The 24,904-nt window shown below is 72.6% G+C and carries 15 protein-coding genes; 6 read left to right on the top strand and 9 right to left on the bottom strand.

From position 1 onward, the window contains the following. Positions 1 to 13: 13 nt before the first annotated feature. Positions 14 to 3,091 (bottom strand): FAD-binding and (Fe-S)-binding domain-containing protein, encoded by a 3,078-nt coding sequence (locus tag ITX44_RS06325; RefSeq protein WP_205356036.1) that lies wholly within the window; start codon positions 3,089 to 3,091, stop codon positions 14 to 16. 227 nt (positions 3,092 to 3,318) lie between these two features. Next, positions 3,319 to 4,332, bottom strand: a complete 1,014-nt coding sequence (locus tag ITX44_RS06320; RefSeq protein ID WP_205356035.1) for an SDR family oxidoreductase — start codon at positions 4,330 to 4,332, stop codon at positions 3,319 to 3,321. Positions 4,333 to 4,573: 241 nt separating this feature from the next. On the opposite strand from ITX44_RS06320, the gene ITX44_RS06315 reads away from it, so the two are divergent. Then, a complete protein-coding gene (locus ITX44_RS06315; protein ID WP_205356034.1) occupies positions 4,574 to 4,927 on the top strand; it encodes an STAS domain-containing protein in 354 nt (117 codons plus the stop codon). Between the two features lie 55 nt (positions 4,928 to 4,982). Then, a complete protein-coding gene (ligD, locus tag ITX44_RS06310) occupies positions 4,983 to 5,906 on the top strand; it encodes a non-homologous end-joining DNA ligase (protein WP_205356033.1) in 924 nt (307 codons plus the stop codon). Between the two features lie 21 nt (positions 5,907 to 5,927). Here ligD and ITX44_RS06305 read toward each other — a convergent pair whose 3' ends face one another. Both ITX44_RS06305 and ITX44_RS06300 read right to left on the bottom strand, forming a co-directional pair. Then, the gene (locus tag ITX44_RS06305) at positions 5,928 to 6,446 is read right to left on the bottom strand and encodes a hypothetical protein (RefSeq protein ID WP_307795124.1); all 519 of its coding nucleotides are present in this window, start codon (positions 6,444 to 6,446) and stop codon (positions 5,928 to 5,930) included. A 283-nt stretch (positions 6,447 to 6,729) separates the two neighbouring features. Beyond that, positions 6,730 to 7,413 (bottom strand): NADPH-dependent F420 reductase, encoded by a 684-nt coding sequence (locus ITX44_RS06300; RefSeq protein ID WP_205356032.1) that lies wholly within the window; start codon positions 7,411 to 7,413, stop codon positions 6,730 to 6,732. A 471-nt stretch (positions 7,414 to 7,884) separates the two neighbouring features. Here ITX44_RS06300 and ITX44_RS42555 point away from each other — a divergent pair, with 471 nt between their 5' ends. Next, positions 7,885 to 11,292 (top strand): helix-turn-helix transcriptional regulator, encoded by a 3,408-nt coding sequence (locus ITX44_RS42555; RefSeq protein WP_205356031.1) that lies wholly within the window; start codon positions 7,885 to 7,887, stop codon positions 11,290 to 11,292. A 268-nt stretch (positions 11,293 to 11,560) separates the two neighbouring features. Here the strand turns inward: ITX44_RS42555 and ITX44_RS06290 are convergent, their stop codons facing one another. Continuing rightward, positions 11,561 to 11,854, bottom strand: coding sequence for a hypothetical protein (locus ITX44_RS06290; RefSeq protein ID WP_205356030.1), 294 nt, complete (start codon positions 11,852 to 11,854; stop codon positions 11,561 to 11,563). A gap of 281 nt (positions 11,855 to 12,135) precedes the next feature. Between ITX44_RS06290 and ITX44_RS06285 the strand changes: the two genes are divergently transcribed. The 3 genes from ITX44_RS06285 (at position 12,136) to ITX44_RS06275 (ending at position 18,239) form a co-directional block, all read left to right on the top strand. After that, the gene (locus tag ITX44_RS06285; protein WP_205356029.1) at positions 12,136 to 12,498 is read left to right on the top strand and encodes a hypothetical protein; all 363 of its coding nucleotides are present in this window, start codon (positions 12,136 to 12,138) and stop codon (positions 12,496 to 12,498) included. A gap of 182 nt (positions 12,499 to 12,680) precedes the next feature. Beyond that, positions 12,681 to 13,640, top strand: a complete 960-nt coding sequence (locus ITX44_RS06280; RefSeq protein WP_205356028.1) for a hypothetical protein — start codon at positions 12,681 to 12,683, stop codon at positions 13,638 to 13,640. A gap of 384 nt (positions 13,641 to 14,024) precedes the next feature. Further along, on the top strand, positions 14,025 to 18,239 hold the full coding sequence (locus ITX44_RS06275) for a golvesin C-terminal-like domain-containing protein (protein ID WP_205356027.1): 4,215 nt from the start codon (positions 14,025 to 14,027) through the stop codon (positions 18,237 to 18,239). A gap of 71 nt (positions 18,240 to 18,310) precedes the next feature. Here ITX44_RS06275 and ITX44_RS06270 read toward each other — a convergent pair whose 3' ends face one another. From ITX44_RS06270 to ITX44_RS06255, 4 genes are all read right to left on the bottom strand, one after another. Beyond that, positions 18,311 to 21,232, bottom strand: a complete 2,922-nt coding sequence (locus ITX44_RS06270) for an AfsR/SARP family transcriptional regulator (RefSeq protein WP_205356026.1) — start codon at positions 21,230 to 21,232, stop codon at positions 18,311 to 18,313. 564 nt (positions 21,233 to 21,796) lie between these two features. Next, on the bottom strand, positions 21,797 to 22,036 hold the full coding sequence (locus tag ITX44_RS06265; protein WP_205356025.1) for an SCO5918 family protein: 240 nt from the start codon (positions 22,034 to 22,036) through the stop codon (positions 21,797 to 21,799). 85 nt (positions 22,037 to 22,121) lie between these two features. Then, entirely contained in the window at positions 22,122 to 23,204 is a 1,083-nt protein-coding gene (locus ITX44_RS06260) for a fatty acid desaturase family protein (protein WP_372440842.1), read from the bottom strand. Continuing rightward, complete coding sequence (locus ITX44_RS06255) at positions 23,201 to 24,526, bottom strand: DEAD/DEAH box helicase (RefSeq protein WP_236060146.1); 1,326 nt, start codon at positions 24,524 to 24,526, stop codon at positions 23,201 to 23,203. Before ITX44_RS06255 ends, ITX44_RS06260 begins: the two co-directional genes overlap by 4 nt. Between the last annotated feature and the right edge of the window lie 378 nt (positions 24,527 to 24,904).

Genomic DNA, 24,904 nt, shown 5'->3' with positions numbered 1-24,904 from the left:
CATCGCCGCCGCGTCATCGCCTGGCGCGGCGGGCCAGCGCGTAGGCGGCGCCCGCGGTGCCGCCGGCGGCCGCGAGTGCCGCGGCCGTCGTGGCGAGGCCGGCCCGGACCCTGGAGGGCGGCTCCGGGCGGGCGGCGGCTTTCTCGGGGTGGTCGGCGGGCGCGGGTCCGTCTAGGCCGAGGGCCAGGACCTCGGCCAGGTGCAGGGCGCGGCGGCCGGTGCCGCCCTCCTCGATCTGGGTGCGGCAGCTGAAGCCGTCGGCGATCACCAGGGCGCCGGGGGCGGTGCGGCGGACCGCGGGCAGGACACCCTGCTCGGCGATCTTCATGGACAGTTCGTGGTGGCCGCGTTCGAAGCCGAAGTTGCCGGCCAGGCCGCAGCAGCCCTCGTCCAGGACGTCGGCGTCCAGCCCGGCGCGGCGCATCAGCTCGCGGTCGGCGTCGAACTTGGTGACGGCGTGCTGGTGGCAGTGGGTCTGCACGGTGGCCGCCCGGGTCAGCCGGGGCGGCGTCCAGTCGTCGGGCGCGTGCCGCAGCAGCAGTTCGGAGAAGGTGAGGAACTGCCCGGACAGCCGCTTGACGTCTTCGTCGTCCGGCATCAGCTCCGGGGCGTCGGACCGGAAGACGGCGGTGCACGACGGCTCCAGCCCCACCACCGGGGTACCTGCCTCGATCCACGGCCGCAGTACGTTCAGGGTCCGCTTCAACACCCGCTCGGCGATGCCGAGTTGGCCGGTGGAGATCCAGGTCAGCCCGCAGCACACCGCTTGGGTGGGCACCGTGACGCGGAATCCGGCGTCCTCCAGCACCCGGACCGCGGACCTGGCCACGGACGGATGGAAGTACGTACTGAAGGTGTCGGGCCACAGCACCACCGTGCGCGGATCGGCCGGGTCCGGCTCCGCAGTGCCGCGCGCACGCCACCAGGCGAGGAACGGCTCGTCGGCGAACAGCGGGGCGTCCCGGTCGGCCACTCCGGCCAGGCGCTTGCCGAGCCGGGCGATTCCCGGGGCGCGCAGTGCGGTGTTGGCCACGCCCGGCGCGATCGAGGCAGCGCGCGCCCACAACGGCAGCCATCCCAGGGCGTAATGAGCCGCCGGCCGCAACCTGCCCTCGTAGTGATGGGACAGGAACTCCGCCTTGTACGTCGCCATGTCCACCCCGACCGGGCAGTCCGACTTGCAGCCCTTGCAGGCCAGGCACAGGTCCAGGGCGTCCCGGACCTCCGTCGAACGCCAGCCGTCGGAGACCGGCGAGTCCGCGTGACCGCCGATCATCTCGAACAGCAACCGGGCCCGGCCCCGCGTGGAGTGCTCCTCCTCCCCCGTGGCCCGGTACGAAGGGCACATCACCCCGCCCTCATGGGTGCGGCAGTTCCCCACCCCGACACACCGCATGACGGCCGTGTTGAAGGAGTGGCCGTCCTCGGGGTACCCGAACCGGGCGTCGGAGTCGTCGCGCGGCCGCCACCGCGGTCCCAGCCGCAGCTGACCGTCCACCGGGTTCGGCGCGACGACCTTGCCGGGATTCATCCGGTTGTCCGGGTCGAACAGGCCCTTCAGCTCACCGAAGGCCTGCACGAGCCGTTCGCCGAACATCGTCGGGAGCAGTTCGCCCCGCGCCTGGCCGTCGCCGTGCTCGCCGGACAGCGAGCCGCCGTAGGAGGCGACGAGCTCGGCGGCCCGGCGCAGGAACTCCCTGAAATCGGCGACCCCTTCGGCGGTGCGCAGCTGGAACGGGATCCGGGTGTGCACACAGCCCTGCCCGAAGTGCCCGTAGAGCGACGGGTGGTCGTAGCCGAATTCGGTGAACAGCCGCTTCAGGTCGCGCAGATAGTCGCCGAGCCGGTCCGGCGGCACCGCGGAGTCCTCCCAGCCCTCCCAGGTCTCGCGCTCGTCCGGCGGGCGCGCGGTGACGCCGAGGCCGGCCTCGCGGGCCCGCAGCATGCGCTGTTCGCGCTGGGTGTCGTCGGAGCGGGCGACGGTGGGATCCCCCGGCGTGCGGCCCAGCGCCCGCAGCAGGTCGTCCGCCTGCCGGTCGGCGTCCTTCTGGTCCTCGCCGGTGAACTGGAGCAGCAGCCAGCTCTTGCCCTCGGGGAAGGTGCGCAGGGACTCCAGGTGGCTGCCCTCCTCCCGCATGAGCTGGGCCATGCGGTCGTCGAGGGCTTCGAGCTGGGCCGGCGAGCTGTGCTCCAGAATGCGCGGCACATCGTCGGCGGCGGCGCAGATGTCCGGGTAGCCGAGCACGATCATGGCGTCGGCCGGGGGCACGGGCACCAGCTCGAGCTCGGCGCGCAGCACGGTGACCAGGGTGCCCTCGCTGCCCACGAGGCCGCGGGCCACGTTGAAGCCCTTCTCGGGCAGCAGGTCGTCCAGGTTGTATCCCGAGACGCGCCGGGGAATCTGCGGGTATCCGCGGCGGATGTCGGCCAGGTACTCGTCGGCGATGTTCCGCAGGCCGGCGTAGAGTTCCGCGCGGCGGTCGCCCATCGCGGCGATCGCCTCGTACTCCTCCGGCGAGGTCGGGCCGACCCAGCAGCGCACTCCGTCGTAGGTGAGGATCTCCAGGCGGCGCACGTTGTCGACGGTCTTGCCGTACGCCTGGGCGGAGGCGCCGCAGGAGTTGTTGCCGATCATGCCGCCGATCGCGCAGTGGCTGTGGGTGGACGGCTTGGGGCCGAACATCAGCCCGTGGCCGGCGAGCCGCCGGTTCAGTTCGTCCAGCACGATGCCCGGCTCGACCACGCAGGTACGGGCCTCGGCGTCCACCGAGACGAGGCGGTCGCAGTACTTGGTCCAGTCGATGACCACGGCGGTGTTGGTGCACTGGCCGCCGAGGCTCGTACCACCCCCGCGGGAGAGGACCGGGGCACCGAACCGGGCGCAGACCGCGACCGCGGTGGCACCGGCGTCCACCGTGCGCGGCACGACGACGCCGATCGGGACCTGCCGGTAGTTCGAGCCGTCCGTGGCGTACGCGCCGCGGCTGCCCGCGTCGAACCGGACCTCGCCGTCCACCTCCTCCCGCAGCGCCGCCTCCAGGGCGGCATCGTCCAGGGTGCGGGTGGAGGTGGAGCGTTCAAGGATGCTCATGCTGGCCCTTCCCGGTGCGCTGCCGTCCCGGCGCGATCAGTGGCCCGGGGCCGTGTCCGGCCCCTGCCTGCGGGGGAGGTACCGGACCGATGGGCCGCGTGCCCCGCTCAAGTGATCGCGTGCCCGGTCGGCATCCTGATATTCCACGCCTTACGGTCACTGCTCACGCTCCGCAGCCGCCGATACGTCGCCGCGACGCCGAGGACCGCGCTCTCAGGTGCGTCTCGTCAGGCGCGTTTGCGGCGCGCGGCCCCGGCGGCCGCGGCGATCCCCGCGGCGGCGGTGGCGGCCAGGGCGGCGGAGGTGTGCCGGGCGGCCCGGGTCTGGGGCGAGCGGGGGTGCGAGCGGTCGTCGAAGATGCCGTGGGCGCCGAAATCGTGCGCAGCGCCGGAGGTCCCGTCCAGCGGCTGCCACAGGTTGTGCGGCCGGTTCGGCTTGACCGGTTCCGCCGTCTGCTGCGCGTCGTAGCCCGTACGCGCCAGGTAGCGGTCGAGCAGCCCGGCGGCGATCCGGTTGGCGAGGATGGTGGCCACCGTGGAGGCGCCGACGTAGTACTGCTTGCGCCGGGGATGGCGGGCCGCGTGCACCACGGCGCGCGCGGCCACCTCGGGCTGGTAGATGGGCGGGACCGGCTGGGGGTGGCGGGGCAGGCGGGAGAGCACCCAGGAGAACTGCGGGGTGTTCACGGCCGGCATCTGCACCACCGTGATCCGTACATTGCTCCCGCTGTGCATGAGCTCGGTGCGCACCGACGAGGTGAAGCCGTTGACGGCGTGCTTGGCCCCGCAGTACGCGGACTGCAACGGGATGGAGCGCTCGCCGAGCGCCGAGCCGACCTGCACGATCGTGCCGCGGTCCCGGGGCAGCATGCGGGAGAGCGCTTCCCGGGTGCCGTTGACGAAGCCCAGGTAGCTCACCTCGGTCACCCGCCGGAACTCGGCCGGCTCGATCTCGGTGAACGGCGCGAAGACCGAGGTGAAGGCGACATTGACCCAGATGTCGACGGGACCGAACCGCTCCTCCACCGCGTCGGCGGCCGCGGCGACCGCGGCGTGATCGGCGACGTCGGTGGGCACGACGAGTGCCTGCCCGCCCAGCTCCCGCACCTCGGCGGCGGCGGCCTCCAGCCCGGTACGCCCGCGGGCGAGCAGCCCGATCCGGGCTCCCCGGCGGGCGAACTCGCGGGCCGTGGCCCGCCCGATGCCCCCGCTGGCTCCGGTGATCACGACGGTCTCGGGCATGGTTCGCCTTCCTTCCGGTGCACGGTGCTGCGTTTCCACGGTGATGCGTTGATGTCGTGCGTTGCGGTCATGTGCTGCGGTGATGCGTCGGGCGGTGCGGAGCTGCCGGTCACAGGTCGCCCCGGGCGACCGCCTCGCACCCCGCTGCGGACGCTTCTGCCCACCCGCCGGTAGGTGAAGCTCCGCCATCGGAGGCCGGAATACGACGCATGATCCGGAGATACGGGGGCAACTGTGCGCCATGGTGACTCATGACCCGTCGAGCCCTCGCCCCGCCGTATCCGCCACCGCGGTCGTACGGGCCCAGGGCGACCTGGACCTGTCGAACCTGGAGCCTCTGGCCAACCGGCTGCGGGCCGCCGCGGCGAGCAGCCCGGTGGTGATTCTGGACGCCGCTGACATCACATTCGGCGATTCCAGCTTCCTCCGCATCCTGATCGATGTCGCGCGCACCACGGACCTGCGCGTCGCGGCGCCGCGGCCCGCGCTGCGGCGGCTCATCGAAATGGTGGGGCTGGACGCCGTCCTGAAGCTCCACGATTCGGTCGAGGAAGCCCGTGCCGTGCCCGCCGCCAACGGCGAGCAGCGGCTGTGACTCCCCGCGCGGCGGCCGCGGCGCAGGTCTTACGGACAACCCGACGGGAGGCGCGATGACGACCCAGCCGATGACCGTCCGGCTCGGCGGTCACCCGGTCCGGATCACCCACCCGAACAAGGTGCTGTTCCCCGGGGACGGCCTGACCAAGGCCGATCTGGTCGGCTACTACCGCACGGTTGCCCGCAGGATGCTGCCCCACCTGCGCGGACGGCCGCTGATGCTGGAACGCCATCCGAGCGGGACCGACGATCCGGGCTTCATGCAGAAGGACGTGCCCGACTCCTTCCCGGACTGGATACGGCGGGTGGAGCTGCCCAAGCAGGGCGGCGGCAGCGTCCGGTACGCGGTGTGCGACGACACCGCGACCCTGGCGTATCTGGTCGGCCAGAACTGCACGACCTTCCACCGTTTCCTGTCCACCGCCGACCACCCGGACCGACCCGACCGGATCGTCTTCGACCTCGACCCGCCGGACGCGGACTTCGCCCCGGTACGGCAGGCCGCGCTACTGCTGCGCGATGTGCTGCGGGACCTCGAGCTGCCGTCCCTGCTGATGTCGACCGGCTCGCGCGGCCTGCACGCCGTGATCCCGCTCGACACCGGGGGCGGCGCCGACTTCGACCAAGCGCGCGCCTTCGCCCATGACGTCGCCGAACTGCTCGTGGCCCGCCGCCCCGACGCCCTCACCATCGAGCCGCGCAAGGCCGCCCGCGCGGGCCGGCTGTACGTGGACGTCCAGCGCAACGCCTACGCGCAGACCGCCGTCGCCCCCTACAGCCTCCGGCCGCTGCCCGGCGCGCCCATCGCAGCGCCCCTGGCCTGGGACGACATCGAGGACCCGGATCTGACGCCGCGACGCTGGACGCTGTCCCGCGCGGACGAGCTCCTGCGGACCGACCCGTGGCACAACGCTCCCCGGGGCCACTCCCTCGCCGCCGCCCGCCGCCGATTGACCGCCCTGCAACAGCAGGCGTGACGTGCGGGGGCAAGGCCCGGCTCAGTGGCTCAGCGCGTTCACGGCCACGATGAGCAGGCCGAGCAGCAGGTCCACCGCGCCGACCCGGCAGGCCCGCGCCCAGCCCTGGCCCGCCGACCGGGCCGCCCACAGCCCCCACCCGAACAGCGCGGCGGTGTTCAGCAGCAGGGCCACGCCGATCCCGCCCGCCTCGCTCCACCAGCCCGCCCAGGAGCCCAGCAGCACGGCCACCGTGGGCACCGCGGCGGCGACCAGGGGCCATTCGGTGACCACCGACCGGGCGGCCTCGACCGTGGTCTTCCGTCCGCCCGGCGTCCAGTGGGCGATGGCGTGCGCGTAGCCGTGCGAGGCGGCCGCGGCCAGGGCCGCCACCATGATCCACAGCGCGTCGTACCCGGGATTGGGCTGGCCGGTGTCGTGGTCGAGCGCGGACGCCAGGGAGCTGGCGAGCACCGTTCCGTACACCCCGCCGAACAGCACCCGCTGCAGGGCCTGGCGCGACGCGCCGGCGGCCGGGGGCTGGTCCAGGCTGTCCGGCACGGTGCCGCCCTTCCTCGTCCGACGTTCGCGCGGCCTCCGATACGGGGGTTTCCGCACGATACCGCCGGATGCGGACGGACCGGTCGCGGCGCCGATGACCCGTCGGCACGTGTCATCCGGGCCGATCGGCGTATGGACGCGCGGCCCATCCGGTGCAACTCTGTCCCGCACCCTCTGGGAAATGCCCCGCCGCACTTCCCCTCCGGTGCGGCGGGGCACCATCGCGGCTCCGACCTGTCCGGCCGTCCCCTCGTGGCTCGCATTCCCGCAGGCGGGGCCCCGGTCAGTCCCCGGCCGCCGCCAGCGCCGCCCTGATGTCCGCCGCCGGCGCCGGGCCCGCCGGCCGTCCCGCGAAGTCCTTGGTCTTGCTGTCCGAGTAGGGCACGCCGTAGGCCGGGGTGCCCGGCTGGAAGCGGCGGCCCTCTGCGAGCGGCCCGGCGTCCACCACGTCGTATCCCAACGTGGACAGCAACTCGGTGGCGCGCCGCTTGGCGTCCGCGTTGTCGCCGGCGATCGGCAGGGCGGTACGGTCCGGCGTACCCGCCGGCCGGGCCAGGTCGCCCAGGTGGGCGAAGTAGATGTTGTTGAACGCCTTCACCACGCCGGAGTCGGGCAGGTGACGCTGGAGCAGTTCACTGTGCGTCAGCTCGCCGGAGTCCAGTTCCGGGATCTGCCCGTCGCGCTGCGGGTAGTAGTTGCCGGTGTCGATCACGGTCTTCCCTACAAGAGGCTCGCGCGGAATCTCCGGTACGGCCCGGACCGGGACCGACACCACCACGATGTCTCCCGAGGCGGCCGCCGCCTCCGCGGTCGCCGCCCGGGCCCGCGGCCCGAGCTCCGCGACCAGGTCCTGCAGCGTCTCCGGCCCGCGCGAGTTGCTGACCACCACGTCCAGCCCGGCGTCGACCGCCAGACGGGCCAAGGTGCTTCCGATGTGTCCACTGCCGATGAGTGCCAAGGTCGTCACGGCATCGACAATAAGCCGTCCCCGGGTTCCGTCCCGTCGGACCACTCCGATGGGCGAGCGGAAGCGTGGCGGACACGAGACGACCGGGGCTGACGGGGCGTCGGGAAGCCGGCCGTGGCTCGATCCTGAGGGCGCCGACCTGCCCGAACCGCGTACGGCCGCCGCTCTGCCCGAAGCCGGCGATGGTCGCCACCGACCACGAAGCGGAACCGGTCAACGGGCCCATCTGCCGTACCCGGGCGGTGTCTCCCCCCGGAGCAGGTCGATGAACGCGCGACCGCACGCCCCGTTCCCCGAGGTCAAGTCCGGGCCGCCTGCCGGGAAGGCGTCACCGTGGCCGCGCCTTCCCGCGTCGGCGGGACTCGTCCCGGCAACAATGCACCCGCGCGGGCGGCCACTTGGTCCGTACCTGCCGGTGCTCATGGGCGTTGCGCAGGGCCTCCGGCACAGGATGTGCGGGATAATCGACCGGTGGCTGGCCCGTCTGATTCCTCGGTGCTCGTCGGCCGGGAAGAGCACGTGGCCCTCCTGGTCGACGCGTTCGAGCGTGCGCGCGGCGGGGAGCCGCGGATCGTGCTCGTCGGCGGGGACGCCGGGATCGGCAAGACGCGGCTGGTCCAGGAGCTGGGCACGGTGGCGATGGGCCGGGGCGCCGTCGTAGCGGTCGGCGAGTGCGTGGCGGCGGGAGCGCAGCGGCTGCCCTTCGCGCCGTTCACCACCGTGTTGCGGTCGTTGCGGCGGCAACTGCCGGCCGAGGTGGCCGCGGCCGTTGGCGGCCGGGAGGACATGCTCGCCGCCCTCGTGCCCGAACCGAGCGAGGTCCGGCCGCCGGTCCCCGAACCCGACGGCGCCTCACGGCTGTTCGAGCTGACCGCCCGGGCGCTGGAGCAACTGGGCGGGGAGCGGCCCCTCGTCCTGGTGCTGGAGGACCTGCACTGGGCGGACGAGTCCACGCTGAGCCTGCTGGCGTACCTGTGCCGCCCGCAGCGCACCGGGCAACTCACCCTGGTCGGCACCTACCGCACCGGCGACCTGGTCGCCGGCCACCCGTTGCTGCCCGTGGTGTCCGAACTGCGGCGGCTGCCCACGGTGACGGACGTCGTGCTGCCCGGACTGACCCGGGACGAGGTACGGCAACAGGTCGCCGCGATCCTGTCGGCGGAGCCCTCGCCGCCGCTGGTGGACGCGATCCACCGGCGCTCGCAGGGCAACCCGTTCTACGTGGCGGAGCTGGCGCGCACCCAGGACGTGGACGAGTCGGTGCGCGGACTGCTGTCGGCTCGGCTGCGCGCCCTGCCCGCGACGGCACGGCAGGTGGCCCGCCTGATCGCCGAGAGCGGCACGGACGTGGAGTACCCGCTGCTGCGCGCGGTGGCGGGACTGCCGGAGAGCGAGCTGAACGAGGCCCTGCGCGCGGCCGTGGCCGGCGGCATCCTCCTGCTCGCACCGGATCCTGACCGCCCGGGCCACCGCTTCCGCCACGCCCTGGTCCGCGACGCGGTCGGCGACGAGATCCTGCCGGGCGAACGCGCCCTGCTCAACCAGCGGTACGCGCGGGCCCTGGAGGCCGACCCGTCCCTGGTCCGCCCGGACGAACGTGCCACCCGGCTCGCAGGCCACTGGTTCGCCGCCGACGACGTGTCCAAGGCCCTGCCGACAGGCCTCCGGGCAGCCGCCGACGCCCACCACCGGCACGCCCACGCCGAGCAGCTCCAGATGCTCGAACGCGTGCTTCGGCTGTGGGACCGCGCACCCGAGCAGGTCCGTACGGGCCTGCGTCCACCGGACGCCGCTTCCTTCCGGCACTTGCGTCCGGCGGCGGCGGGCGTGGCCGACTCGGCGGGAGGGGCGTCCGGCCCCGACGGGGCCACGGCCGTGGCGACCCGTACGTCGGAGGCAACCGGCCCGACCAGTACGACACTCGGCCTGGACGGAACAGCCCGGGCGGGCGAGACCGGCGCATCGAGCGAAGTGCCCGGCCCCGACCGTGCCACGAACCCGGCCACTGCGGCCCCGACGACGGACGCAACCGACCCGGCCGACACGGACAGGACCGATCGGACGGGCGGGGCCGACACTGCGGATGGGGTGTCCAATCCCGGCGGCGCCACGGGTGCGGCCACAGCCGACCGTACGGCCGACGCGACCCTCCCGCCCCGTACGACAGTTACCCCCGACCCGGCCCGCACCACGGAACCGCCCGAACTCGACGAAGCGCCCCTGACCCGGCTCGACGTGGTGGCGGAAGCCGCGCTGGCGGCGCGGCTGAGCGTCAACCGGGAGCGGGCGCTGGCGTTGACCGAAGAGGGGGTGTCGACTGCGGAGGCCTCTGGTGATCGGGCGGCCGCCGCCTGGTTCTGGGTGCAGCGTTCGCTGCTGGTCCAGGACTTGGCCCTGGGGGACGGCCTGCGCGAGCTGGACCGCGCGCAGGAACGCGTACGGGGCCTGGCGCCGTCCGCCGTTCACGCTGTCGTACTGGCGGAGGCGTCCGAGTGGGGCGCCCGGCATCAGCCGGGACCGGACACCGTGGAGGCCGCCGAGCGTGCCGTGCGGTACGCGGAGGAAGCCGGGGCGCGGGAGGTCGCGCTGGACGCCCGGATCGCCCGCGGCCGGCTCAAGGCGGCAACCGCCGGCTACCAGGAGGGCCTGGCCGAGTTGTCCGCGCTGCGAGGGATCGCCGAGGAGACGGGGTCGGCCGCGCTGCTCGGCCGGGTCGGGCTCGCGCTGCCCTCGGCGCTGGAGGGCGCGGGCCGTTCGGCCGAGGCGGTGGCCGCGGCCGAGGAGGCGGCCCGGTTGTGCCGGGCTCGCGGGCTGGTCGACGCGGAGGCGCGGGTGCGCTGTGACCAGTCCCTGTCGCTGTACTCATTGGGCCGCTGGCCGCAGTCGCTCGAGGCGATCGACGAGGCGGCGGCGTCGGCCCGGTCCCGCACGGCGCACGGGCTGGCCGCGGTACGCCGGGCTCAGATCGCCCTCGTGCAGGGCGAGTTGGCGGCGGCCCGCAAGCATGTGTCCCGAGCGCGCGAGCAGTTCGGCGGTCACGATCCGCAGCCGTGGCTTCTCGTCCACCCGGCGGAGGTGGCGATGCGGGTGGCGGCGTGCGACGGCGACATCGACGCGGCCCGGGCGGAGTTCCGGCGGATCGCGGCCCTCGGGCTGTCGCCGGGCACGGAGCGGTACGCCCTGCCGATGCTGTGCACGGCCGCGGCCGTCGAGGGGGACGTACGGGAGTCCCGCGGTGCTGACGCCGACGGCCGGCAGATCCTCGCGGCGATCCGCGGTCACGCGGTCGGGATGGGGCACGCGATACCGGTGTGGCGCGCGCACCGGCTCTGGCTGGACGCCGAACTCGCGCGGGCCGCGGGCAACCCCGTCCTGGATCCGTGGGCCCGGGCCGCCTCCGCCTTCGCGGGGCTGGAGCGCCCGTACGAACTGGCCTCGGTACGCGGCAGATGGGCGGCCGCCCTGCTGGACCGGGGCCGCACCCGGGCCGGCACCGCACTGCTGCGGCAGGCCCACACGGCGGCCACAGATCTGGGCGCGGTCCTGTTGGCGGCCCGGCTCGCCGATCTCGCGACCGCCCGCGGCATCGCCCTGCGTCCGGCCCGGCGCGAACCCGCCCCCGCACGCAACGGGAGCCGGCCCCTACGGCCGCCCCGCTCCCCCGCCGCGACGGGCGCGGACGGGCTCACTGCCCGCGAGCGCGAGGTCCTGCGCCTGGTCGCGGTCGGCCACAGCAACCGCCAGATAGGCGAGGACCTGGGCATCTCCCCCAAGACGGCCGGCCTCCACGTCTCGTCCGTCCTCGCCAAACTCGGCGTCACCAGCCGCACGGAAGCAGCGGCCCTGGCCTCCCGGCTGGCGCTCTTCCGGGACATCTGAAAGCAGCTGCCGGCCCCCTGCCTGACCTGCGCGAACGCAGGGCAGAACGGGGTGCGGCGGCATCTGGGGGACTTCTCCGGGACTTCACACCCGGACGGGGCGTCCAGCAGGGCTTGTCCAGCCCCGGCCCGTCCCAGGTGAGGCTACGCGAAGATCGCGCCGATGGCGGCACCGCCCCGTGCACCCGCGCGGGGCAGGCGGAACAAGTACGCCCAGGACAAACGCCGATGCGAAATCGTCGCCAGAGCGAACGTGGCGTGACCCAGCATCAGAAATGGCAGTAGCTGTAGTACGAGCCAAGTGCGGCTATGGCCTCTGGGCCGAGCTCAGGATGCCGCTCGCTCATTGTCGCCTCCGCCGTCCGCGTTCCGGTAGCCAGATCCTCGCCCTGAAACGGCAGCGCCATCATCTCCGTCACCAGCGCCTCCAGTTGCGGCCGAAGCTCCGCAGCCACGGTTCCGAACTCTCGCTCAAGGCAATCGGGGTCCAGATGCGGGAAGCCGTGAGGTTCGTGCGTGACGAACATCCCCATGGCCCGGGTGAGTCGGTCATCGACGGACACGAGTACGAGCCTAACCCGTCCAATGGCGCCCGCGACAGCACCACCACCAGCAGCGGCATCGGAGCAGGACGGGGCATCGCCCTATCCACTGAGCCAGAGCAGGCGGCTACGGGCCCGAAGCCGGGGCCCGGTCCACCGTCCCCCTCCGGCACGTCACGATCAGCGCCGGTCCCCTGGCCGACCTCGCACTAGGACGAACCTAGGACGGCCGGCGGACTCGTATTCGTAGCGTCACGGGCAGGTATCCAGCTCGTTCCCACGCGACGAAAACGGAGTACACGATGATGAGGGTCCGTAGGAAGCTCGCGGCGGTCGCCGTCGCCGGCGGCGTCCTCGCCGGCAGTGTCGCACTGGCCGCACCGGCCGGCGCCACCGTCGTCAACGTCGGCTGCCCGACCAACCAGGTGACCGTGTACAGCGACGGCGGCAACTACTGCTACACGCTGGTCAAGGACGGGAACACCGGCCCCGGCTGGGCCAACATTCCCAACTCGTGGGCGGTCGGCAGCGGCAACGACACCGGCTATGTCCAGGCTGATTCCGGCTGGATTCCGGTCCACTTCAGCCCGGGCAGCATGGTGGTGCCCGACTGTCCGTCCGGCTGCTACTGGACGACACGGTGGATCTACATCACCAACAACTAGCGCCAGTCGGCTCCGCCCGGCACGCGGTGGGTGCTGTCCGCCCGTCCGGGCACGCCTCGCGCCGGTCCACCCCGTGAAGCCGGCACGCGGCAACGCCGTCCCGGCCACTGCGGTCACCGGTCACCGGTCACCGCAGTGGCCGCCACCACCGAACACAGACAACCGGGACCAACCGAGGTCGCATGGTGAGCATCAAGACCGCTCCGGCTATCAGTGCAGCACGATGTGCGGCAGTTCTGGCAATGCTGATCCCTGTGGCCTCCTGTGCCCACGGAGCGGCTGAGCAGCACGGTTCGCCGCCGCCGCTCGGCCACGTCCCCGTGATCACATCGGTCGACCAGATCGCGTTGCCCATCGACTCCTACGAGGTCACCGTCGAGCAGACCAGGACGTTGTTCGAGGCTTCCACCGTGGTGACCCAGCAGTGCATGCGGAGTTACGGCCTGTCCTATCCGGCTCCGCAGTGGGGCGACGCGTTCAGCGACACTCCTCGGGATCTCAAGAGGCGTTCGGTGGTCTACGGCTTCTTCGATCCGGCCGCCCCGAGGAATGACGGGTACGACGCGGTCGCGGTCGGCGACGGCAGCCCCCAGCCGCCCCTCTCCGACGCGGTGCGCACGGTGCTCGACGGCGTGGACAGAACGAACAGGCCCGTCACCGTGTACGGCGGTAAGGCCGTGCCCGACCACGGGTGCCTGGGCCGGGGAAGGGCAGAGGTGGGGGATCCACCGATGCCCGCGGACTCCGAGGAGTTGCCGGACGGCGGGCCGAAGGTTCCGGCGACGGATCCCCGGATGGTCGGTGCCAACGCCGAGTGGAGCCGCTGCATGAAGTCCAAGGGCTTCGGCTACGCGTCACCGGGGGCGGCCTATTTCGACCGGAAGTGGCGGTCCGTACCGAGACCGGGGGCGGTCCCGGTCCCCCTCACTCACACGCGTGAGGAGATCGCCACGGTGACCGCGGATCTGGACTGCAAACTGTCGACGAACCTGATGGGCGTCGCGGTAGCCGTCGAGACCGCGTACGACAAGCAGTACATCGGCTCGCACGCCGCGGCTCTCTCGGCCTTCACACGGAGTCTGGACGACCGGCTCGCAAAGGCGCAGCGCATCATCGCCTCCGGCGGGGCGGCCGCGGGATGAGCCAGGCGCCGGTGAACAGCGCTCCCGCCACGGCCGGGCAGCAGGACCGAGCAGGAAGGTGGCGGGCACCCCGCGCGACTCGCCCTCGGGCCGCTTGCTGATGCCGCCGGTCGGCCGCACGCCCCCCGGGTGGGAGGGGGCCGGCGGCGATCGTGGAGATCCTCTCCGCGGGAACGCCGAGCGCGAGCGCCGCCTCGGCCGTCTTCTCCGTGCCGAAGAGGTCGGTCGCCGGACGGTCTCGCCGGCCTCAACGCCGATCGCCGCCGAGGCGGTCAGTCCCGCGCCTCATCCGTCCGGTGGGCGGCAGGAGCCCGTCGATTGCTCCTGCCGCCCACCGGCGCTCTCGCGCAATCCGGATCTCAACCAGCAAGCGAGGAGTGATACATGCACCGCACCTGGGCCAGGCACGTCCTGGCCACGAGCGCGACAGTGGCGACAACAGCCGTGCTGCTCTCCTTGAGCGGCCCCCCGGCGCTCGCCGCACCGCCCACCCCCAAGCCCACGAGCACCGCTCCGGCCCCTGCCAAGCACAGGAGCAGCGCTCCGGCTGCCGCCACCTCCCCCACCGAACGGGCCCGCTACCTCGGCCCCGGCTGGTACGACTCCCGCGACCTGATCCTCGACACCGCCGAGGACTCCGCGGGATACCACCTGTTCACCGCGGCCGGCCGGTCCGGCTTCGTCTGGCAGCCGCTGGCTACGCTCAAACCGCTGGACCTGGACGCTTCGGCCTGGACCGGCTACTCGTGCCCGACCGGCGACGGCAAGCACGTCGTCGCCGTCGTGGCGCCCGCGGGCTTCGCCGACGTACCGACGCTCCGGGACCGGGGCGCCTTCGCTTACGTGGTGGACGTCCCGGACGGCAAGGTCCACCCGGTCACCTCGGGCGTCGCGCTGACGTACTCCTCGCCCGGGTGCGGAGCCGGTGACGATGCGGTGCTGACCCGCAGCCTCGGAACGGACGAGCAGGGCACCCAACTGCTCACCGTGCACGCCGACACCGCGACCGTCTCCGCGCCGATCACCGAACCCGGTCAGTTGACCAGCGCGGTACCCGCGGGGAAGGGCCGGATCCTGGCCGCGCGCGGCGCTTCCCTGGTGCAGGTGGACGAGCGGGGCACCGTACAGGCCCTCGCCACGGGGCCCGGCCAGGTCTTCGACATCGTCGCCGACCAGGCCGGAAACGCGACGTTCCTGGCGAAGCACGGCGTCGACGCCGACGTCCTCCGCGTGGCCGGCGGCCGGCTGACCCGGCTCGCTCACGGAGAGTTGACAAGCACCGGCCTGTTCAACGGCCGCGGCGGCCACGCCGTGCTGGTGGCCAGATCGCTGAGCGGATCCGTCCCGCACGGCGTGGCCACGACCATCACCGGAAGCCTGCCGGACGTCGTCGACGGCGTCTCGCTGGACGGGCAGGCCGTGGCCGGCCACGCGGCAAGCGCCCGCCCGGCCGCCGACGGTACGACCGCCGGCCACTCCTCCGCGAGCGACGCCGGCCGGATCGCCGTCCAACTCGTCGCCACCGCCACCGGCCGTACCCTGCCCGGCAGTACGGGGCTGGGCCGGGCCGCTCCGGCCACCACCGCCGTCTCTCGCACCGGCTTCGCGACCGGCGCGACGGCCCCCGGCCGCCTCTCGACGGCCGCCACCGCCCCCCAGACGCTGGCCTGCGCCGTACCGCGCAACGACCCGACGCTGCAGGCCATGCAGCCGGGGGCGCCGCAGGTGCAACGGGCGGTCGACCTCGCCGTGACCGGCCAGTTGACGGACCAGCGCCCGGCGAACTTCCTGAACATGGGGCTGGCCGCCTACCAGCCGAGCGCCGACTTCCCTCCGCATGCGCTGACGGGCGGCGGCACCGTACCGGCCCAGGTCTTCCTCGGCCTGCTCGCGCAGGAGTCCAACTTCGAGCAGGCGTCCTGGCACTCGCTGCCCGGCCTGTCCGGCAACCCGCTGATCGCCGACTACTACGGCTCGGCCGGCACCGTCGACGTCATCAACTACGCGGCGGCGGACTGCGGTTACGGCATCGCCCAGGTCACCACCGGGATGGCCGCCTACGACCCCACCTACTCGCAGCACGGCAAGATGAAGATCGCCGTGGACTACGAGGAGAACATCGCGGCCGGCCTGCAGATCCTCGAGGACAAGTGGAACCAGCTCGCGGCGGCTGGGACCATCGCCAACAACGGCGACCCGAGCAAGATCGAGAACTGGTACTTGGCCCTGTGGGCGTACAACACCGGGTTCCACCCCGCCGACTCGTCCGGCAACAGCGGCCTCGGCTGGACCAACAACCCGGTCAACCCCGCCTATCCGCCCAACCGTGACCTCTTCCTGCGCAACGGCTACGGCGACGCCTCGCATCCCGCCGACTGGCCCTACCAGGAGCGGGTCCTGGGCTGGGTGGAGCACCCGATCCTGAACTACAAGAGCCAGACGTCCTACCTGACGCCCCGGTACAGCGGGGCGATCCGGGGCCTCATCATCCCGCCGACCACCCTCTTCTGCGACGGGTCCGACAACTGCGACGCGTCCGACCCCACCAAGACCTTCTGCGGCTACGGGAACCTGACCAAGGACGACCCGCTCTACTACCACTGCTGGTGGCATCAACCCGTCACCTGGGCACCGGACTGCGCGACCTCGTGCGCGACGCAGTCCCTCGCCTTCGCCCCGGGCTCCGCCGACCCCGGGGTGACGAACCCGCACCCGGCGGACTGCCAGTCCAGCCTGCCGGCCGGCGCGGTGATCGTGGACGAACTGGCCACACCGAGCCAGAACACCGCCGGCTGCACGGGCATGAACTGGACCAACGGCGGCGCGTTCACGATGACGTACGGTACGAACGCGGCCGGCGACCCGATCGCGGCCATCGACACCCACCAACTCGGTGCCGGCTTCGGCGGCCACCTGTACTTCACTCACAACCGTGCCGCGAGCGACCCCCAGCACCAGGTGACCGGCACCTGGACCGCGCCGCTGCCGAGCAGCCTCTACCACGTGCTCGCCCACACACCGAGCACCGGCGGCACCACCGACTCCGCGCACTACAAGGTGACCGCCGCCGACGGCACCGTCTACGACCGCCCGATCAGCCAGCACACCAGCGCCGACGAGTGGCAGAGCGTCGGCTACTTCCAGCTCGGGAGCAACGCGCAGGTCACACTGAACAACGTGACCGACGACAGCAAACTCGGAACCCACGACGTCGCCTTCGACGCCGTCGCGTTCGTGCCGGTCTCGGGCACCTTCCAGCACCACAGCTTCGACGCGGTCTCGCTCTTCGACCCGCAGCAGGACATCACGACCCACGCGCCGAGCTCCTTCCAGAGCCCCCTGAACACCATGCCGATGCTGTACGCCTGGGGACTGGACCGTACGGTCGGCGGCCCCGACTGGGCCAACCCGCAGCAGCAGGACGTGGGCCTGGGCGGCATGAGCTTCCCCTCCTGCGACACCGGCCCGAAGACCGCGAACTGCGTGGGGCAGGCCACGCTGACCGCGGTGCAGAACTGGGGGAACGAGGTCCAGGAGGCGGGTGACACCGCCACCGGCACCGGCACCCCCGATGGCATGACGCCCGCCCGGCTCATGCAGTTCTCCGTACCGCGCCCCGACCTGTCGAAGACGCCCGACCAGAACTACGCCGCCGACACCAGCTACAAGCAGAAGACCCACATCGACGTCACCTACGCGGTCGACGCCAACGGCAATGTCTTCAGCGGCTCGCAGTCGGCCGTGGTGACCAGCCGCACCGGCACCACCGAACTGCCGGACTGGCTGGTGGCCTTCGTCGCCGGGGTGCAGACGGACTACGGAATCCCGATTCCCGACCTGTCCTACGACGAGGTCGACGCCAACACCTACACCGGCGATCCGACCCACGTACCCAACCCGCTGGTCACAGGTACGGCGCCCGGCCAGGCGTACATGCCGCACGTCAGCGCCCCCCAGGTCGACTCGACCGGCAAGTGCGTCGCGGTCAAGTCGATCAGCGGCGGATCGATCGGCTACCGGCCGCTCGACACCCAGTCGGGCAGGACCGACGCCAACTTCAGCGCCTGGGTCGGCCAGATCCGGAACGCCGTGAACGCCGGGCGGATGCCGCCGCAGATGGCCACCACCGCCACCGACTTCTACAACATGTTCTTCCGCGGCTGGGGCGACACGAACGGCTCGCTGTTCAACGGCGCCCCGCCCATCTGGCAGCAGGTCGACATGGCCTTCTGCTCCGACGGGACGGTCAAGTCGACGCAGACCGTACCGAACGGCGACGACAGCCCGGAGAACAGCCTCGTCGCGCAGAGCTACATGCCCAACCTCTACCTCTACCTGGACGGGAAGATGGTCGACCAGACCGGCCACCCGACCACCAAGCCGGTGCAGACCGGCGACTTCGTGAACTTCTCCAACATCCCCGGAGTCAACAGCGACGCCGGCAACGCCTACGACAACTGCAACATCACCGAGCGGGGCAACGGGGGCAACCCGTGGAACATCGGCCCGCCCGCGCCCGGCACCAGCCAGAACGCGACCCCCCGCCACCTCATCTACTGCGACGACCTGAGCTGGTACGACGACACGTACGCACCCTGACCGCTCTCTCACCGCTCTCTGACCGCTCCCGGCGCGCGGTGGCGCTTCCCGCCCACCGCGCGCCGCCTCCCTCACGGCGACGACGGCCGCGCCGGAGCTTTCGTCGCGTCCATGTCCCCGATCGTCCGCCACAGCCGCAGCGCTCGCCCGCGGTGCCGGTGCGCCTGGTCGTGGTCGCCGGCGGCGGCGTCCAGGTCGCCGATCAGTTGCCAGCACGCGGCCTCGTCCTCGCGGTCGCCGTGCCGGTGGAACAGTTCCGCCGCGCGCTCCAGCGCCGGGCTCGCCCGTTCCCGGTCGTGCCGGCCCGCGTACACGCGGCCGACCTCCAACAGCGTGTACCCGGCGCAGCGCTCGTCGGCCAGTTCCTCGAAGGTGGTCAGGGCCTGCCACAGGCAGCGCAGCGCCTCGTCCGGATCACCGCGCCGGTCGTGCAGCCGGCTGAACCGTCGCAGTACGACCGCCACCCGGTGCCCGTCGTCGAGCGCCGTCGCCTGGCTCAGGGCCTCGCCGAACCAGGACTCGGCCTCGTCGAGTCTGTCCTGCATGAGCCGCATCACGGCCATCGAACAGGACAGTTGAGCCTCGAGGTGCCGGTCGCCCTCACCGACCGCGAGGCCCAGCGCCCGCTGGATGCGGTCGACGGCTTCCTCGTAACGGCCCTGCACCCGGCTGACCGTGCCCAGCATCGCCATCGACAACGCCTCGCCTCGCTTGTCCCCGGCGTCCCTGCACAGCCCGGCGGAGGACACCAGGGCACTCGTGGCCCCGTCGAAGTGGTCCCGGTAGATGTGCAGTTGGCCGAGGCCGCGCAGCAGCACCGACGCGCCACGCGCGTTGCCGACGGCCTGGACCGCGTCCAGCGCGAGCCGGTGCCCGTGCTCCCAGTCCTGGTACAGGCACCGGTGGTCGTAGTACGTCACCGGGCCGGCCGCCAGCTCCCAGGCCATCTCGTCCAGTCCCCAGTCCACGGCCAGCTTCACCGCACCGAGCAGGGTGTCGCGTTCCGCGTCGAACCAGCCGACCGGGTCGGCCAGCAGCCGGTCCGCCACCGCGTCGGGCAGCGGCAGGCGTGGCGCGGAACCGGGCTCGGCGACCAGCAGCCCGGCCGGCAGCCCGTCGGTACCGCGCCCGGTCAGGTCGAGCCAGGCGGCCAGCACCCGGACGATCGCGTCCCGCTTGTCCTGCTCCGGCAGCCGGTCGGCGACCTCCACCGCACAGGTCCTTATCAGGTCGTGCAGCCGGTAGCGCGGCTGGCCGATGGCGTCGGTGGTGCTGAGTCGCACCAGGCTGGCGTCGACGAGGGTGTCCAGCACGTCCTCGGCGTCGGGGCGGTCCAGCAGCGGGCCGACCACCCAGCCGGGCAGGGTGTAGGGGCCGAGCAGACCCAGCAGGCTCAGCGCGCGCACCGCGTCGTCCGGCAGCAGCCGCAGGCTCATCTCCACGCTGGCGCGCACGCTGAGATCCCCGATCCTCAGCTCGGCCAGCCGCCGGGACTCGTCCTCGATCCGTTCCCGCAGCACCCGCAGCGACCAGGCCGGGCGCCCGGTGAGCTTGGCACTGGCGATCCGGATCGCCAGCGGAAGGTTGCCGCAGCAGTCGAGGATCGCGTCGGCCTCCGCCGGCTCCCGCTCGACCCGCTGCCGGCCGACGATGCCGGTGAACAACTCCCGCGCCTCTTCAGGGTTCAGCACGTCCAGGTCGATGTGCCGGGCGCCGGGAAGCTGGGTCAGCAGGGTACGGCTGGTGACCAGCACGGCGCAGCCGTCGGCCCCGGGCAGCAGCGGCAGCACCTGATCGGCGTAGCCGGCGTCGTCCAGCACCACCAGCATCCGGCGGTCCACCAGCAACGACCGGTAGAGCGCGGCCCGTTCCGACAGGGCGCCGGGTATCGCGCTGCCCGCGATCGAGAGCGCTCGCAGCGCCTCGGCCAGCATCAGCGCCGGGTCCCGCGGCTCGTCCGAGGTCGCGGCGAGGTTGAGATAGAGCTGGCCGTCGGGGAAGTTGGCGCTCGCCAGCCGCGCGGCGTGCGTCACCAGGGAGGACTTGCCGACGCCCGGACCGCCCACGACGACGGCCACCGGGGCCCGGTTCGCCGCCGACCCGTCGAGTAATCGGGCGACCTCGGCGAGCGCGTCGACCCGGCCCACGAAGTCGGGTACGTCGAGGGGCAGTTGGCGCACCGGCATCGCCATGACCGGCTCTTTGTCCGCCGTGCCGGAGCCGTCCTGCCGTTCGTCCGAGGGACCGCTCGGCGGGACGGGGACCGCCAGGGCGGGATCGGCGGCCAGGATGCGCAGGTGCAGCGCCTGGATCGGCGGGGTGGGGTCGACGCCGAGGTCGTCCACCAGTGTCCGGCGCAGCCGCTCGTACACCTGCAGCGCCTCGCCCTGCCGCTGGCAGCGGTAGAGGGCGACCATCAGGTGCTCGGCGACCTGCTCGTCGTAGGGGTGCTCGCGCCGCAGGGCGGTCAGCTCCTCGATGACCTCACGGTGACGCCCCAGGTCGAGTTCGATGCTCAGGCACAGCTTGTGCGTTGCGGCGCGCGTTTCGTTCAGCCGGGCCGCGTCGAGTTCCAGGACCCGGCTGGAGATGTCGATCAGGGCGTCACCGCGCCAGCAGGTCAGCGCGCGCCGCAGCGCGACAGCCGTCTCGGACGGCGTCTTGTGCCGTTCGGCGAGGCGCCGCTGCTGGTCGAACTCCAGCACGTCGAGCTGATCCGCGGTCAAGTGGATCTCGTAGCCGCCGCGCCGCGTGCTGATCAGGGAGCCGGGCGCTCCGCACGCGGCCAGGTTGCGGCGCAGCCCGGACACGGCGTCCTGGACCTGGCGGACCGCGGTGGCGGGTGCCTTCCCGTCCCACATCACGGCGACGAGCCGTTCCATGGCCACGAGGTTGTTGGCGTCGACCAGAAGCGCGGCCAGCATCTTGGCCTGCCGCGGTCCGTCGAGCCGGACCTCTCGCCCGGTGATCTGGGCGCGTAACGGCCCCAGCACGCCGAATCTCATGTTCCCCCCGGCACGATCAGCGTCCAGCCCCCCCCCGGCCGACCTCGCACTAGGACGAATCTAGGACGGCCGACGGACTCGTGTCCATAGCGTCAGGTGGGGCACGGAGCTGTTCCTGCGACGCAAGGGTCGGCCATGTTGCCGCGAACAGGCGGAAAGCAGGCATGAAGATCTTTGGTGCCCAAAGTGGCGCCGCCCGGCGGCGGGTGCACCGGCAGGGCCGCGCAGGCCGTACCCAGCGGGCGGCCGGAGAGAACGGGGGACTCCGGCCGCCGTCAAAGAGAATTCGCTGAATCGTGCGATCACCGCATCAGGCAGCCGCCGGCATGACGAGACAAGGAGTTCGATGACGATGCGGCGCGACTGTGCCGTGCCTGCCGTCGTCGCATTGTTTCTGGCAACCGCGGTGACCGGCTGTACGAGTGCCGCCGGCGGTCATCCGGCGGCGACCGGAAATCCGAAACCGGCGGCGACCCCGCATGCATGTGCAGGGGCTCCCCACATGCGCCTCATCACGGTGGGGCGTCGGTGAAACCGGCGGGTCTCCCGCGGTCAGGGGGACGCGGGGTGGACGGTGAAGCCGAGCACGCGCATTGCCCGTTCCACCTCGCCGGCGTTGAAGTCGCGCCGGTCCTGACGGGTGAGGACTGCGCCGACCTGCATGATCGGGTACCGTACGCCGCCTATGTCGACGCTTTTGCCGGTGACGGGTTCGGGGACCACCCCTTTCATCGCCTGCTCGACCTCGGCCGGGTGGAAGTAGAAGTGACGGCGGGCGATGGTGACGCGCATCGTTCCTCGACAAAGGGGGGAGGGTGGAGCCGGAAAGCGCCGACATCCTCGTGCTTCCGGCGAAGGGCTGGTGCCGCCGGAGGTGCTACGGAGCCGTCTCCGGGGCTGGGCGCCGCCGCAGGGGCGCTCCTGCGTGGTGGAGGTGTCGTAGCGCCTGGGCGTACGAAGTGACGAGCCCGCTCTCGGTGTACTGGATGCCGAGTTCGGCGCAGTACGCCTTCACTATCGGCTGGGCGCGGCGCAGATGGGGGGTGGGCATGCTGGGGAAGAGGTGGTGCTCGATCTGGTAGTTGAGACCGCCCAGAACGAGGTCGGTCAGGCGTCCGCCCCTGACGTTGCGCGAGGTCAGGACCTGGCGGCGGAGGAAGTCGGGCCGGTCGTCGCCGGTCAGCGTCGGCATGCCCTTGTGATTGGGCGCGAACGTGCAGCCCATGTACACGCCGAACACCGCCTGGTGCACGGCCAGGAAGACCAGCGCCTGGACAGGAGGGAGGACCAGCAGCAGCGCGGCGGCGTATCCGGCGATGTGCAGGCCGAGCAGGACCGCCTCCAGGGCCCGCTGCTTGCAGGCCGGGCGGAACAGCGCCCGCACGCCCGCCACATGCAGGTTCATGCCCTCCAGGGCGAGCAGGGGGAAGAACCAGTACGCCTGCCGGGCACCGAGCCGGCGCGGCAGTCCGCGGGCCGCCCGCGCCTGGTCCTGCGACCACACCAGAATGTACGGAACGACGTCCGGGTCGAGGTCCTCGTGGTTGGGGTTGGCGTGGTGGCGGGTGTGCTTGTCCTGCCACCAGCCGTAGCTCATGCCGACGCACAGGTTCCCGGCGATCCGCCCGGCCGCCTCGCTGGGCCGGCGCAGCCGGAAGACCTGCCGGTGGGCGATGTCGTGCGCGACCAGGGCCACTTGTGCGAACATCACACCGAGCACGCCCGCCGTCACGAGCTGCCACCAGGTGTGACCGAGCAGGACGAACGCCACCCACGTACCCGCGTAGCACACCGCCAGGCCACCTGTCCGGGCCCCGTAGTACCCGGGGCGCCGCGTCATCAGGCCCGACGCGGTGATCCTCCGGGCGAGCACCGCGAAGTCGCTGCCCTCGCCGTTCGGTGCGCTCTCCGGCTCGGTCGCATACGGTCCCTGGCCGGCGGCCGCGGCCGCGGGCCTCACGCGGCACTCCGGCGCCGGGGCACGGACCGGGTACGCACCGCTCCGCGGCCGGAGCCGGGCGGCAGGATCCGCGCTGCCTGGCGCCGACGTCCCGAACGCCCGGCCGTGGTGCCCCCGGCGTGCGTGACGGCGACCGGCGGGGCGATGACGACGGGGACACCGGAAGGCGTGCGCGCTCCGGTGATTCGGGCGAGTTCCGCGTCCGCGGAGTGCACCGCGGTCCCGCGCGCGCTGATGCCGGCGTCCGCCATCATCTTGTTGACGGAGCCGCGCTGGTCGGGCAGGACGAGCGTGACGTCGCGGCCCCTCGCCCCGGCCCGGGCGGTGCGCCCGCCGCGATGCAGGTAGTCCTTGTGGTCGGCGGGCGGATCGACGTTGACGACGAGGCCGAGGTCGTCGATGTGGATACCGCGTGCGGCCACGTTCGTGGCCACCGGCACGGTGATCTCACCGCTCCTGAACCGGGCGAGCGCGTGGCCGCGCTGTGGCTGCGACTTGCCACCGTGCAATACCGCCGCCGGGATCCCGCCCGCCGGCAAGGTCCTGGTCAGCCGGTCGGCGGCGCGTTTACCGGCCAGGAACAGCAGCACCCGTCCCTCCCGGGCGGCGATACGGATCGTGACCGCTCGCTTGTCCTCGGCCGTCACATGCAGGAGGCGGTGGTCCATGGTGCCGACGGTGCCGGCCGGCGGGTCCACGTGATGGACCACCGGTTCACTGAGGAACCGGCGGACCAGCCGGTCGACGCGGCGGTCCAGCGTGGCCGAGAACAGCATCCGCTGGCCGTCCGCGGGCAACTGCGCCGGCAGCGCGGTGACCTGCGACAGGAAGCCCATACCGGCCATCTGGTCGGCCTCGTCCAGTACGACCGCCCGGATCCGGGCCAGCCGGCAGTCGCCCCGGTCGACCAGGTCCCGCAGCCGGCCCGGGGTGGCTATGACCACCTCGGCGCCGCCACGCAGGACAGCGGCCTGGCGGCGGATCGGCATCCCGCCGACGACGGTCGCCAGCCGCAGGCGCACCGCACGGGCGTACGGGGCGAGGGCTTCGGTGACCTGCTGGGCCGGCTCGCGGGTGGGAACCAGGACCAGGGCCAGCGGCTCCCGCGGCTCCGCACGCCGTCCGGCCGTACGCGCCAGCAGCGCGAGACCGAAGGCCAGGGTCTTGCCGGAGCCGGTACGGCCGCGGCCGAGTACGTCCCGGCCGGCCAGCGAACTGGGCAGCGTCGCGGCCTGGATCGGGAAGGGTGCGGTGATGCGCTCGGCGGTCAGCGCGGCCGACGGCGCGGCGGGCAGGCCGAGTTCGGCGAAGGACGTGGCCATCGGCGCGGGTGCGGTGCCAGCGGCCCTCGCGGTGCCTGCGGTCCTCCGGGTCTCGGCCGTTCTCTCAGTGCCAAGGCTCTCCGCGAAGCCGGCCGCAGGCGCCGTCCCCATGGTGTTCGCGCCGGTCACCGCAGGCGCGGACGCTCCCGGGCCGGACGGCGTGGCCTGAGCGCGGCGATCCGCCGGGCGGGGCCGGCGGCGCGCGGAGCGGTGGGTGGGGACGGAAAGCGGATTGCGATTCTTTTCCTGCACACCGGAGTCTTCCTCGAAAGCGGCGCGTGCCGGAAGAGGACTCCGCACTGGCAATCGCGCGGGGATCCGCAGAACGAGCCGATGAAATGGTGGTGCGGACAAAAGCAGGACCGGGCCCCGCGCCCA

This window comes from Actinacidiphila acididurans (assembly GCF_016918855.1).
Lineage (GTDB): Bacteria > Actinomycetota > Actinomycetes > Streptomycetales > Streptomycetaceae > Actinacidiphila > Actinacidiphila acididurans.
Note: the sequence above shows the minus strand (reverse complement) of the source record. Positions and strands in the feature narration are given on the sequence as shown.